Annotated in this window: 11 protein-coding genes; 1 reads left to right on the top strand and 10 read right to left on the bottom strand. The window is 64.4% G+C overall.

Going from position 1 to position 14,274, the window contains the following annotated elements:
* The first annotated feature begins 62 nt into the window (after positions 1 to 62).
* Positions 63 to 3,275: an MMPL/RND family transporter gene (locus ABQF13_RS12975; RefSeq protein ID WP_448393167.1), complete on the top strand. Its 3,213-nt coding sequence runs from the start codon at positions 63 to 65 to the stop codon at positions 3,273 to 3,275.
* Between the two features lie 14 nt (positions 3,276 to 3,289).
* Here the strand turns inward: ABQF13_RS12975 and ABQF13_RS12980 are convergent, their stop codons facing one another.
* The 10 genes from ABQF13_RS12980 to ABQF13_RS13025 form a co-directional block, all read right to left on the bottom strand.
* Positions 3,290 to 4,162: an ATP-grasp fold amidoligase family protein gene (locus ABQF13_RS12980; RefSeq protein ID WP_448393168.1), complete on the bottom strand. Its 873-nt coding sequence runs from the start codon at positions 4,160 to 4,162 to the stop codon at positions 3,290 to 3,292.
* 52 nt (positions 4,163 to 4,214) lie between these two features.
* Complete coding sequence (locus ABQF13_RS12985) at positions 4,215 to 5,153, bottom strand: methionyl-tRNA formyltransferase (protein WP_448393558.1); 939 nt, start codon at positions 5,151 to 5,153, stop codon at positions 4,215 to 4,217.
* A gap of 389 nt (positions 5,154 to 5,542) precedes the next feature.
* On the bottom strand, positions 5,543 to 6,442 hold the full coding sequence (locus ABQF13_RS12990) for a glycosyltransferase (RefSeq protein WP_448393169.1): 900 nt from the start codon (positions 6,440 to 6,442) through the stop codon (positions 5,543 to 5,545).
* A gap of 208 nt (positions 6,443 to 6,650) precedes the next feature.
* Entirely contained in the window at positions 6,651 to 7,478 is an 828-nt protein-coding gene (locus ABQF13_RS12995) for a glycosyltransferase family 2 protein (protein WP_448393170.1), read from the bottom strand.
* A gap of 50 nt (positions 7,479 to 7,528) precedes the next feature.
* The gene (locus ABQF13_RS13000) at positions 7,529 to 8,326 is read right to left on the bottom strand and encodes an ABC transporter permease (protein WP_448393171.1); all 798 of its coding nucleotides are present in this window, start codon (positions 8,324 to 8,326) and stop codon (positions 7,529 to 7,531) included.
* Complete coding sequence (locus tag ABQF13_RS13005) at positions 8,323 to 9,066, bottom strand: ABC transporter permease (protein WP_448393172.1); 744 nt, start codon at positions 9,064 to 9,066, stop codon at positions 8,323 to 8,325. The genes ABQF13_RS13000 and ABQF13_RS13005 overlap by 4 nt, the downstream gene beginning before the upstream one ends.
* Entirely contained in the window at positions 9,063 to 9,998 is a 936-nt protein-coding gene (locus tag ABQF13_RS13010; RefSeq protein WP_448393173.1) for an efflux ABC transporter ATPase subunit, DrrA-related, read from the bottom strand. The genes ABQF13_RS13005 and ABQF13_RS13010 overlap by 4 nt, the downstream gene beginning before the upstream one ends.
* Before the next feature lie 3 nt (positions 9,999 to 10,001).
* On the bottom strand, positions 10,002 to 11,345 hold the full coding sequence (locus tag ABQF13_RS13015) for a UDP-glucose dehydrogenase family protein (protein ID WP_448393174.1): 1,344 nt from the start codon (positions 11,343 to 11,345) through the stop codon (positions 10,002 to 10,004).
* Positions 11,346 to 11,543: 198 nt separating this feature from the next.
* The gene (locus ABQF13_RS13020; protein WP_448393175.1) at positions 11,544 to 12,026 is read right to left on the bottom strand and encodes a hypothetical protein; all 483 of its coding nucleotides are present in this window, start codon (positions 12,024 to 12,026) and stop codon (positions 11,544 to 11,546) included.
* 190 nt (positions 12,027 to 12,216) lie between these two features.
* Positions 12,217 to 13,950 (bottom strand): AMP-binding protein, encoded by a 1,734-nt coding sequence (locus tag ABQF13_RS13025; protein WP_448393176.1) that lies wholly within the window; start codon positions 13,948 to 13,950, stop codon positions 12,217 to 12,219.
* Positions 13,951 to 14,274 lie beyond the last annotated feature (324 nt).

The following is a 14,274-nucleotide window of genomic DNA, read 5'->3' on the forward strand; positions in this document are numbered from 1 at the left end:
GTCGGCGCCGAGCAAACTCGGGGATTCCTCATAACGGCCGGTACCGGTGTACCGTATCTGGGGTGTTGAGGCGCGCCATATCCACCGGTGCGTTCGAGGGCGCGGGGTTTCCGGCGCTGGGTCGCCTGGTGGTCCGTCACCCGATCTTGATGATCGTCGCGTGGCTTCTACTTGCCCTCACACTCTTTTTGACGCTGCCTCCGCTGACAGAAGTAGCGGAACGCAAGCCACCGGGACTCCTCCCGGATGACTCCTCGGTGCTGATCTCCAGCCGCGAGATGAGCGAGGCCTTCAACGAAGGTGGCGAGAGCGGGTCCGGCAGCTCCGGCAACGTCGGCGTCATCATCCTGACCAACGACAACGGGCTCACCCCTGAAGACGAGACGGTTTATCGCACGTTGGTGGAGCGGCTGAACGCCGCGCCGGAGAGCGTGTCCTCGACGCAGGACTTCGTCACCATCCCCGAACTGCGGGAGGTGATGACGAGCGAGAGCGGCGAAGCCTGGCAGCTGCCCATCAGCATGGAAGGCACGATGGGCACCGGCCCGGGGCAGCGGGCCTACAAGAACGTCGTCGAGATCGTCGAGGAAACCACCGCGGACAGCGGGCTGAAAGCGAACGTCATCGGCCCGGCGGCGACGGTGGCCGACCTCAACCGGGTCGGTGTGCGCGATCAGCACGTGATCGAAATCGCCACCCTGCTTATCGTCTTCACGATCTTGATCGTGGTGTACCGCAACATCGTCGCGATGCTGTTGCCGTTGCTGATGATCGGCGTGGCGCTGGTGGTGTCCCAACAGACGGTGGCCGGCCTCGGTGATGCAGACCTGTTGGGTCTGGGCCCGCAGACGTTCATGTTCATGACGGCCATGATCATGGGCGCGGGCGTTGACTACGCGGTGTTCTACTTCACCCGTTATCACGAGTGCCTACGGCAAGGGCTCAGCTCAGATGACGCGGTGATCGCCGCGATGGAATCCATCGGGAAGGTGATCGCAGGCTCGGCGGCCACGACGGCGCTCGCGTTCTACGGGTTGAGCTTCACCAAGCTCGGCGTGTTCTCGACGGTCGGTGCCGCCCTGTCGATCACCGTCGCGATCGGTTTCTTGGCCGCGATGACGCTGTTGCCCCCGATGGTCGTGCTCGCCGGGCGGCGCGGTTTGGTCAATCCGCGTAAAGACCTGACCGGGCGGCTGTGGCGGCGCTCGGGTGTGCACATCGTGCGCCGACCTGTCGCACACCTGGCCGTCAGCCTGGTCATTCTGATCGGGCTCGCCAGCGCGGTCGCGTTCATCGAGTACAACTACGACGAGCGCAAGAACCTGCCTGCCGACGCCCAGAGCAACCTCGCCTACGACGCCATGGACGAGCACTTCGACGTCAGCGGCACCGTTCAGCAGTTCATTCTCATCCAATCCCCGCGCGACCTGCGTAGCCCCAAGGCGCTCGCTGATATGGAGGAGATGGCCGACCGCGTCGCCGACCTGCCGGACATTGCCGTCGTGCGGGGCATCACCCGGCCCACCGGGGAAGTGCTCGAGCAGGCCAAGGCCACCTACCAGGCCGGTGAGGTCGGTACGAAGCTCGGCGACGCCTCGGAACTCATCTCCGACAACGACACCAACCTCGACCTGCTCAGCGGAGGCGCCGACAAGCTCGCCGACACCCTCGATCAGCTCCGCGACGCCGTGCTCAACGGGCTGATCACCGTGCGGCCGCTGACCAATGCACTCATCGATATGCAGGCGAAGTACGGCGGCGAAACTACGCTGGAAGAAATCGACAAAACCGCGACGCTGGTCGCGAACATGAACTCGCTCGGCGATGCGATGGGCGACAGCCTCATGGAAATCTCCGAGATGTACAGCTGGGCGGCGCCGATCGTCAACGCCCTCAACACCAGCCCGGTGTGCAACGTCGATCCCGCGTGTGTCGAATCGCGGACATACCTACAGCGCGTCACCACCTTCCAGAACGACGGCACGGCGGAGAAGGTGGCCAACCTCGGTCGCGTACTCAAGGAGACAGAGGCAACGCAGACGCTCGACGAGACCGTGCGGGATCTGGGCACCACCATGCAGACCGCGGTCAACGCGGCGCGTGCGGCGGGCCTGGACGAGCCGAACTCGATCCGCGAGCAACTCAAGCAGGCCGAACAGGGCGCGAACCTGCTGGCCGATTCCAGTCGACAGCTCGCCGAGGGCGTACAACTGCTTGTCGACCAGACCAGGAACCTGGGCGGCGGACTCGACCAGGCGTCGGCGTTTCTGATGGCGATGAAGCAGGGCGCTTCCGACCCGCCGATGTCGGGCTTCTACATCCCGCCGGAAATCCTCACGCAGGAGGAGTTCAAGAAGGCAGCCGACGTCTTCATCTCCCCGGACGGCCACACAGCGCGGTACCTGGTGCAGACGGCCCTCAACCCGTTCGGCACCGAATCGATGGACCAGGTGAAGTCCATCATCGAGACCGCCGAAAGCGCGCGGCCCAACACGATGCTCGAGGACGCCGAGATCTCGATGGTGGGCTTCTCGGCGGTGCAGAACGACATGCGCAACTACTACAACGACGATTTGCGGTTCATCATCCTGTTCACGCTGATCATCGTCTTCGTCGTCCTGGTGATGCTGCTGCGGTCCATCGTCGCGCCGATCTACCTGGTGGGGTCGGTCATCCTGTCGTATCTGTCGGCGCTTGGCATCGGGGTGGTCTTCTTCCAGTTCATCCTCGGTCAGCAACTCGCCTGGAGCGTCGCAGGACTGGCGTTCCTGGTGCTCGTCGCCGTCGGCGCCGACTACAACCTGTTATTGATCTCTCGTATCCGCGACGAGGCTCGGCACGGCATCCGCTCCGGCGTCATCAAGACCGTCGGCGCCACCGGCGGCGTCATCACGTCGGCAGGCCTCATCTTCGCCGCGTCGATGTTCGGCCTGACGTTCAGCAGCATCGCCGGTGTGGCCCAGATCGGTTTCGTCATCGGCATCGGCCTGCTGCTCGACACCTTCATCGTGCGTACGATCACCGTCCCCGCGATGGCTGTCCTGTTGAAAGACTGGAACTGGTGGCCGGGCAAGTTGACCTTCTTCAAGAAGAAGCCCGCCGATCAGCCCACCGAGGACTATGACGAATTCCCAACGGACGAACTGCCTTTGCTGACCACCGCGACGACGGCCCGGATCGGCAGCGCGGTCAAGGCGCGCCGGGAGCCGATTTCGCGGCCGCGCAGATCGCCGCGCTCACCGGCGCGGCCGTCGCCGTCGGGTGTGACCTACTGAGGTTGCAGAATCCGTCAGGGCTGGCCGCGCCGCACCTGCTCCAGCGGCGGCACCTTCCAGTGCCTCCCCTGCTCGTCGTCGAATTGCCTTGGCCGGTAGCGAAGTAGCCCGCCACCGGGGTAGGGGGTGTATTCCCCGAACCAGATGGCGCCATCGACCGCGTAGAGGTCGATCCTGATGAAATCCCAACTCGATCCGAGGATGCTGGCGATGTGCAGCATCGTCTCTAGTTCCGGCGGCCGTGGTTCATCGGCGACCGGCCGAATCCGCCAGCGTACGGGCAGCCGGTTCCAGTCGGCGTCGAGGAAGGTGGCGGTCTGGTGGCCGAACCGGCCACTGTTGACCTGGATGAGCTCCACCCGGCCGTCGAACACGAAGAACTTGTAGTCGGCCGGCGGGCTGCCGTCCGGAGTGGGGATACGTTCTTCGAGCAGCAGCATGGGGCGTGCCTCGCCGTAGCCCCACTCACCCAACTCCAGTGGGGTCCGCTTCCACCAGTCGCGCGTCTGCTCCATCAGATCGGCGATATCGGTCTTGGGATCCGGCCCGAACAACGCGTGTCCGCTGCTGTGGTTGGGCTTGAGCACCCACGGCGGAAGATCCGAAAGATCCGGGGCGTCACGTAGATCGGTACCGTACCAGTAGGTCTGGGGAATCCGCATATCGGCGCCCGGGTACGCCACGCGCGCCATCTCCTTCATGCGCAGTTTGTCGCAGGCGGCGACGATCCGGTCCCGCCGGTCATAGAGGATGCGCCAGTTGACCTTCTCGTTGAAGGTGCGTGGCTGATCGAAATTGCCCAGCCGGTGAATCATCGTGAGGTGAAATGCCTGGCGCAGCAGCGGTAATGGGATCTTGCTGATCATCCGCCGGTGTGCCGCAATCATGAACGCAGGAGGTTGCCTGTTCATCAACAGTGGCATCGAAATCCCCCGGGTGCTACGGCTGCTGGGTTAGGTAACCGCCGCGCCGGAAGAACTCGGCCGCGCGATGCTCGACGCCATCGGCAGAACGGAGGCGGGTGATCACCAACCCGCGGTTCCCGCCGCGATACGCGGCCGGCCCGCACACCACCGCGCCGCCGCCTTCCTGGACGATCACTCGGCCCGGCGTTCCGCCGTAACGGATCTGCGAGACCTTCGCCTCTAGCACCTCGACCCGCTCGCCCCGGTAGTAGGCGTAGGCAGGGGGATAGGGCGCCGACAGCGCCCGCACCAGCCGCTCGAGATCCTCGGCGGGCCAACTCCAGTCGAGCAAACTGTCGCGCTCGGAACGCTTATGGAAGTAGGTGCGCTTGGCCCTGTCCTGCGGTCGCCACTGCGGATCGCCCGACTCCAACGCGGCCAACGCTTCCTTCAGCGCGCCGGGAATCAAGTCGATGCCGCGTTCCACCAACTCGGTGCCCGTATCGTTCGGGCCGATCGGCAACGAGTGCTGCACCAGGATGTCACCGGTGTCGAGGTTTTCGTCCATGCGGTGAATCGTCAGGCCGATCTGCGACTCCCCGCTGATCAACGACCAGATCACCGGGGAGAAGCCGGTGCCCTTGGGCAGCAGTGAATCGTGCAGGTTCAGGGTGCCGTGTGGAGGCAGTTCGTACAGTTCTGGTGGCATCCACGTGTACCAGCTGTTGACGACGATGACGTCGGGCTCCGCCCGCTTGACCAGATCGATCGTGTCGTTGTCGACTCGCTCGGTGAGGTGAACCGGGATGCCCTGGCTGTGCGCAAGCTCCTCGACGGAATCAGAGAAGATCCCTTTATAGGAGTCATCGCTGGCAGGGTGGGTGACCGCCAGCACGACGTCGTGGTTCAAGTCGATCAGCGCTTGCAGGGTTTTGACTCCCCACGTCTGGAAGCCGAACGAGACGATGCGCACTAGGAACCTCACTGAATCTTCGCTAGGCGGTGAGGGCGACCCCCCATCGGACCAGGTTAACTTACCTTAGGCTAAGCTAAGGCGCGCGTTGGCCCCCGCGATATCGTCTTCACGCCGTCTTATCGCGGGTTATCGCAAGTGCTTCCTCCCGGCACCAGCGCTTCTCGCAAACATCGCCGCCGTAGCGGCATGGCATGCGGAAGCGGGCCCGATTTCAGTCAGACGTCGTGTGCTACATAGGGGTTTTCTTCACTGCCGCGTCAGCTACAAATCGCATCTTTCGGTCGGCGCCGAATCGAACCTGCGCGACCCGCGGTCGTGCCATCGCGGGTACCAGTGATTGCTGTAACCGTTCTCGACGACCCAGGTGCGGAACCCGACGCCTGACCTCAACTGCGGAAAACCGCCGAAATTCGTGCCGCCGCGTCGCGCCAGTCGCCGAGGCAGCCCGCGGTCCAGGCGCGCACCTCGCCGTGGTCGATGGTGGGGGCGGCGGCACGGGCCTGGGCAAGAGTTGCCGCCAGGCCGTCGGGGCCGTCGGGGATCGGAAACACACGCTGTCCGCCCGCGAGCTCGGCGAGGTGGTGCACCGAAGGTCCCACGACCGGACAACCCATGGTCAGCGCGAGCGGTGCGGTGCCGGAGGTGAAAAACGCCCGATGGGCGGTCACGGCGACGTCGGCCGCCCCGAAGTACAGCGGGACGTCATCGTGCGGAATCTTTCGCGCGTGCACCAGGATTCGCGGGTCACCTTCGGCCAGTGCGAGCTCAGCATCGACATCACCCTCGCGCAGGCCGGCGATGACGAGCCGGTCACGTTCGCCTGCGATCGTCCGGAACGCGGAGATGATCGAGCCGACACCTTTGTAGGGGCGGATGCGGCCGAACGCGAGGCAGACGAACCCGTCATCGGGCAGCCCCAGGCGCGCCCTGGCCGCCGCGCGTGGCGCAGGCGGCGGATAGGTGTCCATGAAATGGGGGTGGGGCATGACGGTGCTCGGGCCGGTGTAACCGAATGTTTCGGCCAGATCGGTTCGCGCGCTGGCGAAATGCACGAAAACGTGGTCGACAAGCGCGAGCATGTCGCGACGGGCACGGTGGCCCAAATCGGGGTGCGGATCGTCGTGAGGGACGAGGTTATGGGCGGTCCAGGCGATACGGACGCCGCGGCGCTTGAGCGCGCGCAACTGCATGCGCACCGTCGCGGAGTGCAGCTTGTAGAGCCAACGATGCTCGTGGGTGTGCGCCTCGCCGGGCCAGTGCAGGTGCAGCCAATCTCCTGCGCGCAACCGCGCAGCACAGACAGCAAGCGTGAACGAGGCGCTAGCATCGATGCCTTCGTCGCGCAGCGCGGCAAGCAGTTTGGGCAGGTACGGGTTCGCAAACCACCGCGGCCAACTGACGACGCGGACAGCGCTAGTTTGATGTGTCAGACCACGGGTATCGCTTGTCGTCGCTTTCACATTCCCCCTAGGTGTCCCGCAGCGCGAAAGCCCGTCAGCCGTCGGTCAGCCAACGCACAAATCCGTGCTTGCGCAGTAGGTACCGCAGGGATTTGATCTGTTGCCATTTGCGCTTTCTGCCCCGTACATCGATGTAGTGGTGAACGACTTCGATGCTGGGATCAAACTGCCGTTTGACGCCACGCTTTTCCAATCGGATCGCCAGGTCTTGCGCGCCGTGATTGCGCAGCAACGGATCATAGCCGCCGATGGCCTTGAACACGTCGGAGAAGATGAGCATGTTGCCCTCGTGAAGCCAGTACGCCGGAGCAGGTTTCGGCGGTTCGAGCACGTTGGGCCAGTATTTGGTCCCCGGGGCCGCCAATCGCTGCACCATGCGGGACAGCCGCGGCTTTTCCCGCACCCGGTCCAGCAGTGGGGGCACCGCCGAGAGGTGGCCTTTGAGGGAGAAGACCGGACCGTAGTTGTACGGCTCCTGGGTGCCGTCTTTTCGGCTCACCAAACCGCCGATCGCTCCGACCCCGTGTTCGGCGTAGCGGGCGGCGACTTCTCTGGCAACCGACGCGGTTTCCGGTGTCTCCAAATCCATGTCGGCGTCGATGAAGTGGATGAGTTCGCCTTCGCCGACGTGGTCGATGATCTGGTTGCGGTTGGCGGTGCAGCCCTGGTTCTGGGGGCTTCTCACCAACGTCACCTCACCGCCGAATCCGTTGACCACCTCGACGCTGTCGTCCGTGGAGCCGTCGTCGAGCACGACAACCCGGTCATAACCTTGAGTCAAGGCCTGCGGCAGCAACATGCGGAGATGATGTCCCATGTTGTAGTTGGGAATTGCCGCAACTACAGGTAGCTGTCTAGGCATCGTGGTTGCCAGTCCTCGCTTTCCGCCTCGTCACACACTCTGCAAGCGCATCAGATCGCCGATTCCGCCGCGATCCGGTAGTTACGTATGGCCAGCGGCACGAACACCGCCGAAAGGCCGAAAACCCATGCCAACGTGAGCATCAGCGGTTCGAACAAGGGTCCGCCCTCGCTGAGCGCGCGCATCGTCTCGATCGCCGGCGACATCGGTTGGTACTGGATCAGCGGGTGCAGCCAAGACGGAAACACCTCGACGGGAGCAATTCCTGAGCTGCCGAATACCATGCCGATGGACGCGGTGCCCACCCACGTCATCATCGCGTTGCCGTCGGGTCCCACCCGCAGCCCCAGGGTGATCACCACCGTCGCGACGACGAGGACCACGAGCACCGGTACGAACAGGTACGGGATGATCGCCAGCGGACCGCTTTCGAATCGAAGGCCCATCGCTACACCGATCGCCGTGACCAACGCGGCGGCGATGAAGGTTCGCGCGCCTTCGGCGACCAGCCGGCCGATCAGCGCGCTGGCCCGGCCGATCGGAAAGGTCCACATGCGGCTGAGAAGCCCGATGGCGCGTTCAGCGGGAATCGCGAACCCCAACCCGAGCGCGCCCAACAGCCCACCGGCCAAGGCGCACATCGGCACCAGCCCGTTGAGGTTGTTCGTGCCGGTGAGCCGGGTCATCGACTCGGATACCAGCGTGTGGTAGACGATCAGCAATAGTGTTGGGAAAGCCAGACTTTGGAGCGGTACCAGTGGCTCGCTGCGCCACCGTCTGATGTACCAGCCCGCGAACAACAAGCTCTCGGCGAAAAGTCGGGAGCGCGACGACATGTCGGCGGTCATTGTGGACGCCTCTGCAGCCGCAGCGCGATCGCCCCGAACACCACGAAAAGGCCTATGCACCACGCCAGGCTTGCGACCAGGTTACTGCCCACGACGTGACCGCTGGTGAAGCCGCGCAGCGTATCGGTGACGACCGAGATGGGCTGGTGGCGCACGAACGGCTCCAGCCAGTCGGGGAACGCCTCGACGGGCGCCATCCCAGTAGATAACAGCACCAAGAGCAGTTGAGGCACCAGCAGCAAGTGGCTGGCGGCGTTCATCTTCCAGCCCAGCGATCCGGTGGCGTCCGCAACCAGCGAGAGCGCCAGCGTCAGCAACAAGGCGACGACGACGAAGGCCACTCCGTTCAGAAATCCGCCGGTCATCCGGAAGCCGAACAGATAGGCAAACGCGATGGCCGCGACGAGTGCGAGAGTTCCCCGGATGAGGCAGTAGAGCATGCGGGCAATCAACGGAACCGCCGCAGTGATCGGAAGCGTGCGCAGCCGGGTGCCGAACCCGGGCCGCAGGTCCTTGGCGGCCCTCTCGGCGGTCGTCATCGCGCCGAGAAGCATCGTTTGGACCACCACCGCGGGTAACACGTACTGGGGGTAGCTAATGCCCCCCGTGTCGATCACGTTCTGCAGCACCACCACAAAGCCGAGGAACGTGCCCACCGGTGCCAGGATCGCGAACAGCAGATCGCGGTCACGCAGCGTGCTGAGCACGACGCGCTCGGTCAGAGCGGTCAGCGCGGTCATACGCTGACAGTCCCCGGGGTGAGGTGCAGAAACACCTCGTCGAGCGACGGCTTGCGCAACGTGATGTCGTGCAGTTCGATCCCAAGTTGATCGACCCTGCGGAGTACCTCGATCAGGGTCGCGACCCCGTCGTGGGCCGGCACCGAGACCGTGTTCGACTCGTACGAGGCTTCTGCACCCTCGATGTCGGCCAGCGCCCCGACGATGCGAGACAGGTCGCCCGGGTGAACCGGCGTCACCTCGCAATAGCTCAGGCCCACACGGCGTTTGAGGTCCTCGGCGGTACCGGTGGCGATGATCTGCCCGCCGTCGAGGATGACGATCGAGTCACTGAGCACGTCGGCTTCTTCGAGGTACTGCGTGGTGAGGAGGACCGTGATCTGTTGGGCGCAAAGCTCGGACACCAATGCCCAGACGTCACGACGGCTGCGGGGGTCCAGTCCCGTTGTGGGCTCGTCGAGAAACAGGACCTTGGGCGGGTCCACCAGCGCGGCGGCGATGTCGATGCGACGACGCATGCCGCCCGAGTACGTCGTGACGCGCCGATCGGCGGCGTGCTGCATCTGGAACTGTTCGAGTAGTTCGTCGGCGCGCACCCGCGCCTCGCGTCGGCGCATACCCCGCAACCGTGCGAACAGCACCAGGTTCTCGCGCCCCGTGAGCGATCCGTCGAGCGCGACTTCCTGCCCAGTCAACCCGATGCTGGCGCGGACTTTTCCGGGCTGGCGGACGACGTCGTAGCCGGCCACGACGGCTTGTCCGGAAGTGGGCCGCAGCAGGGTGGACAGGATCTTGACGACCGTGGTCTTACCGGCGCCGTTGTGACCGAGCAACGCGCAAACCGTGCCGGTCGGAACGGAGAAGCTGACGTCGTTCAGCGCGGTTACGGTGTCGCCGAATGTCTTTGAAACGTTGTGCAGCTCTACTGCCATGAATCAACCTCCACCGTGCGCGCCGGAAGGCTTGGTCTCGCCCCGGCCCAGCGCGTACACGTGCCAGCCCACGCTCGACCAGTAGTCGCGGTCGATCGCGTTGCGGGTGTCGAGCAGACGCGCCGCCCGAACGATCGACCGCAACGCCACGGGATCGAGGTTGCAGTATTCATCCCATTCGGTCGCCAACACGATCAGATCGACGTTGCGGCAGGCGTCGTCGACGCCTTCGCAGTAGGTCAGGGTGGGAAACAATGCCTTGGCGTTGACGATCGCCCTCGGGTCGTGGACCCGCACTGAAGCGCCCTTGAGATGCATCGCCGCAGCGACGTTCAACGCCGGGGAGTCCCGCACGTCGTCGCTGTTCGGTTTGAACGCCGCGCCCAGAACCGCGATGTTCCTACCGAGAAAGTCGCCGTCGAGCAGCGCGCTGGCCACTGCGACGGCCTTTTCCCGGCGGCGGATGTTGATCTTGTCGACCTCGTGCAGGAACCGCAGCGAATCCGAGGCGCCGAGTTCACCGGCTCGCGCGCTGAACGCGCGGATGTCCTTGGGTAGGCAGCCGCCGCCGAAACCCAGACCCGCGTTGAGGAACCGCCTGCCGATACGGTCGTCGTAACCGAGCGCCCGGCCCAGCGTCACGACGTCGGCGTCCACCATTTCGCAGACCTCTGCCATCGCGTTGATGAACGAGATCTTGGTGGCGAGGAAGGAGTTGGCGGCCACCTTGACCATCTCCGCGGTCGGCAGGTCTGTCGTCAGGTGCGGGGTGCCCTGCTCGATGAGGCTGCCGTACACCTGCAGCAGCACCTTTTCGGCGTGCTCAGAGGTGACGCCGAAGACCAGCCGGTCGGGATGGAGCGTGTCCTCGATCGCCCTGCCTTCGCGGAGGAATTCCGGGTTCCAGGCCAGCTCGAGCAGATGCTGTGATGGTGTCGCGGCCACCTCCCCGGCCAGGCGTTGCGCCGTACCGACCGGCACCGTCGACTTGCCGACGATCAAACCCTGGCAGTCGGCGTTGGCGACGACGGCCCGCACCGCGCTGTCGACGTACTGCACGTCGGCCGCGTTGGAGCCGGGTAGTTGCGGGGTGCCGACGCAGACAAAGTGCACCGCTGCCCCGGACACCGCCTCCGCGGCGTCGTGGGTGAAGTGCAACCGGCCGGTGTCCAGCGCGGAGGTGAGCAACTCCTCGAACCCGGGTTCGTAGAACGGTGAGCTACCGGCGGAGAGCAGCTCGATCTTCGATGCGTCGGTGTCGTATGCGCAGACTTCATGGCCGATTTGCGCCATACATGCGGCGTGCACCGCACCCAGGTAGCCGGTGCCAATAACGCTTATCCGCATTCGACTGAATTCCGCCTCTCCCAAGGCTGCTCCGCTAACAATTTGTGTTCGTATCGGTCAGCATAATGGCGTGTGACTGGCCAAAAGCGCGAATCGATAGCGAACAGATTACGGTTGCCAGAACAGATCTGATCGATGGGGTGTCCCAACACCCAACCGGGTCTCAAGCAAACCGGTTGGATGCTGTCAAAATTTCGGTCAGAACGGCAGCTTGGGCGGCCCGAGCTTCGGCAGGCCGATCTTGGGCGGTCCCGGCAGCTGCACCTTGGGTGCCTGCAACTGCGGGAGGCCGACCGCGGGCGGCGCCGGCATCTGGAACTCCGGCAGCGGGAACGCGATCGGAATACCGATATCGGGTACGACGTCGGGCATCCCGACACCGAAGGACACCGGCACCGATACGTCGGCGAGCTTCGGCACGTCCACGTTGGAGAAGTCGGGCGGCGGTAACTGCTTGGCGGCGTTGATGACCTCGCACCACGGCCCCGTGCACGGGTTCTTGGCGGGCTCCTCGCGGCGCTCCTCCGGCGGCGGGTTCTCATGCGCCGCAACAACGCCGGGGTCGTGCGGCGGTGCCGGTGCTACCGGGTCCGCAGCGGCCAGCCCGTTGCTGAGGAACAAGGCTGCGAGGCCAGCTGCGCCCGAAACAGCCGCGCACGTGGCCATGTGCTTGATAGTCACTGATTCACTCCCGCCGTAGACGCGTTAATCATATGTCGGGAACCGCAAATTGTCGTTCCCTTTGTTTCTGAGGATGTGCGTGAGGTTGGCTTCGCGACCAGCGAAGCTATTGTTGTTTGGCACAAGCGAATGCTTACGTTCACGCAAAACAGCCGCAATCTGGATTTCCAGCAAACATTTTATCGGCCGCTCACCCGTCGACCCGGGCGAACTGGCCGGTGCGGTAGTGCTCCACGCAGGTCGAGCGGCGAATCTTGCCGCTCGTCGTGATCGGAAGCGACCCCGGCGCCACCAAAACCAGATCGGCGATCCGCAGCCCGTGGGTGGCCGATATCGCCGACGTGATGTCGTTCTTGATGGCGGTGAAACGTTCGTTGATCTCCTCGGCTGAGGCGCCCTTCTGCTTTACCTCGACGATGGTCACCAGCTCTTCGGTCCCGTCCTCGGCGATCGAGATCGCAGCGCAGCGGCCTCCGGAGATCTCCTGGATCGTCGCCTCGATGTCCTCGGGGTAGTGGTTGCGCCCATAGACGATCAAGAGGTCTTTGACCCTGCCCATGATGAACAGCTCGCCCTCGGAGATGAACCCCAGGTCTCCGGTGCGAAGCCACGGCTTCTCCGGGGTGCCCGGCGACGGCGCGACCAGCGTTCCACCGAACGTGCGCTCAGTCTCCTCAGGCTTGTTCCAGTAGCCCTTGGCGACGTTCTCGCCGTGCACCCATATCTCCCCGGTGGTGCCCGCCGGGCATTCCCCCATGGTTTCCGGGTCGACGATTCGCACGGTGTTGGACTCCGGCCTGCCGTAGCTGACCAGGGGAGTGCCCGAAGCGTTCGTGCAGCGCTTGGCGTGTCCGATCGACAGCTTCTCGGATTCGAAGTGGGCGATCTCCGGGGGGTCGCCGGGTCGGCGGGTGGCCACGTACACCACCGCTTCCGCCAGCCCGTAGGACGGCCGGATCGCGGTGTCGCGGAAGCCGAACTTGCTGAACCTGTCGGTGAACCGGCGCAACGTCGCCGGATGCACGCGCTCGCTTCCGCTCAACAGGCCGAGCACGTTGCCCAGGTCGTAGCCCTCCAGGTCCTGGTCGGTGGTGCGTCGCACCGCGAGCTCGAAGGCAAAGTTGGGCGCCGAGCTCATGACGTTGGTGTGGCTGGCCATCAACTGCATCCACCGCGCCGGGCTCTGCAAAAACGACATCGGGCTCATCAGCACGGTGTGCAGGCCGCCCAGGATCGGCACGCACAACCCCAGCAACAGGCCCATGTCGTGGTACAACGGCAGCCAGGACACGACGGTGGTGCCGGGCGGTGCGACCTTGCCGAAGTCGACGAAGAAATCGGCGTAGATCTGCTCGAAGTTGGCCGACAGGTTGCGGTTGGTGATCATCACACCGGCCGGTTCGCGGGTGGAGCCCGACGTGTACTGCAGGTACGCGATGTCCTGGCCGGCGTCGCCCTTGAGCCGCGGACGTTTCCGCGGCTTCTCCTCGAGCTCATCGACCGCGACGACGGTCGGCGCCGACGCCGTCGCCTTCGCGTAGTCGGCGACGTCGGCGACGGCCGCGGACGTGGTGAGGACGACCGCTGGGTCGGTGTCGCGCAATACCGAAGTCACGCGTTCGTCGTGGGCTCCCGGTTGCGGCACCGAAAGCGGCACCGCGATGAAACCGGCCTGGAGCGACGCCACGAACGCGGCGATGTAGTCCAACCCCTGCGGAGCCAAAATGACGGCCCGGTCCCCAGGTGCTCCGCAAACACTCAACTCGGAAGCGATGTTTGCTGCGCGTCGATTCAACTGGGCCCATGTCATGGTCTGGGGCACGGCCGTTCCGTCGTGGTCGTAATCAACGAATGTGAATGCGACGTCATTGGGCTGCAGACTGGCGCGTTCGCGCAGTACAGCAGGTATCGAGGACCCCAACATCAACGTACGTCGACCTTCCGGTTCGGCCCGCTTTGCCGCGAGCAGGGCGTTTGCTAATTGACCGCGCGGACAATTGCTTAAAGCTTATGCAACATCAGATTAGTGTGCGTGCTTACGTCTAAAGTTGCCACTCTAACTGGGCCTCCGATCGGGTCTGTCGCGACCTGATCGGCTAACGCCTCGGCTTCGGCCGAACATTTGCTGCGCAGCCTTTCTCGAGCGTAAACACGACTAATCGTGCAGCGTAGCAAACACTTTGGCGCTAGCCACAGCCGCGAAAAGTGTTGTTGCAGCGCAGTGCATCGCGCCGAAAATGTGATTTTC

The sequence above is a fragment of the Mycolicibacterium sp. XJ879 genome (assembly GCF_053483935.1).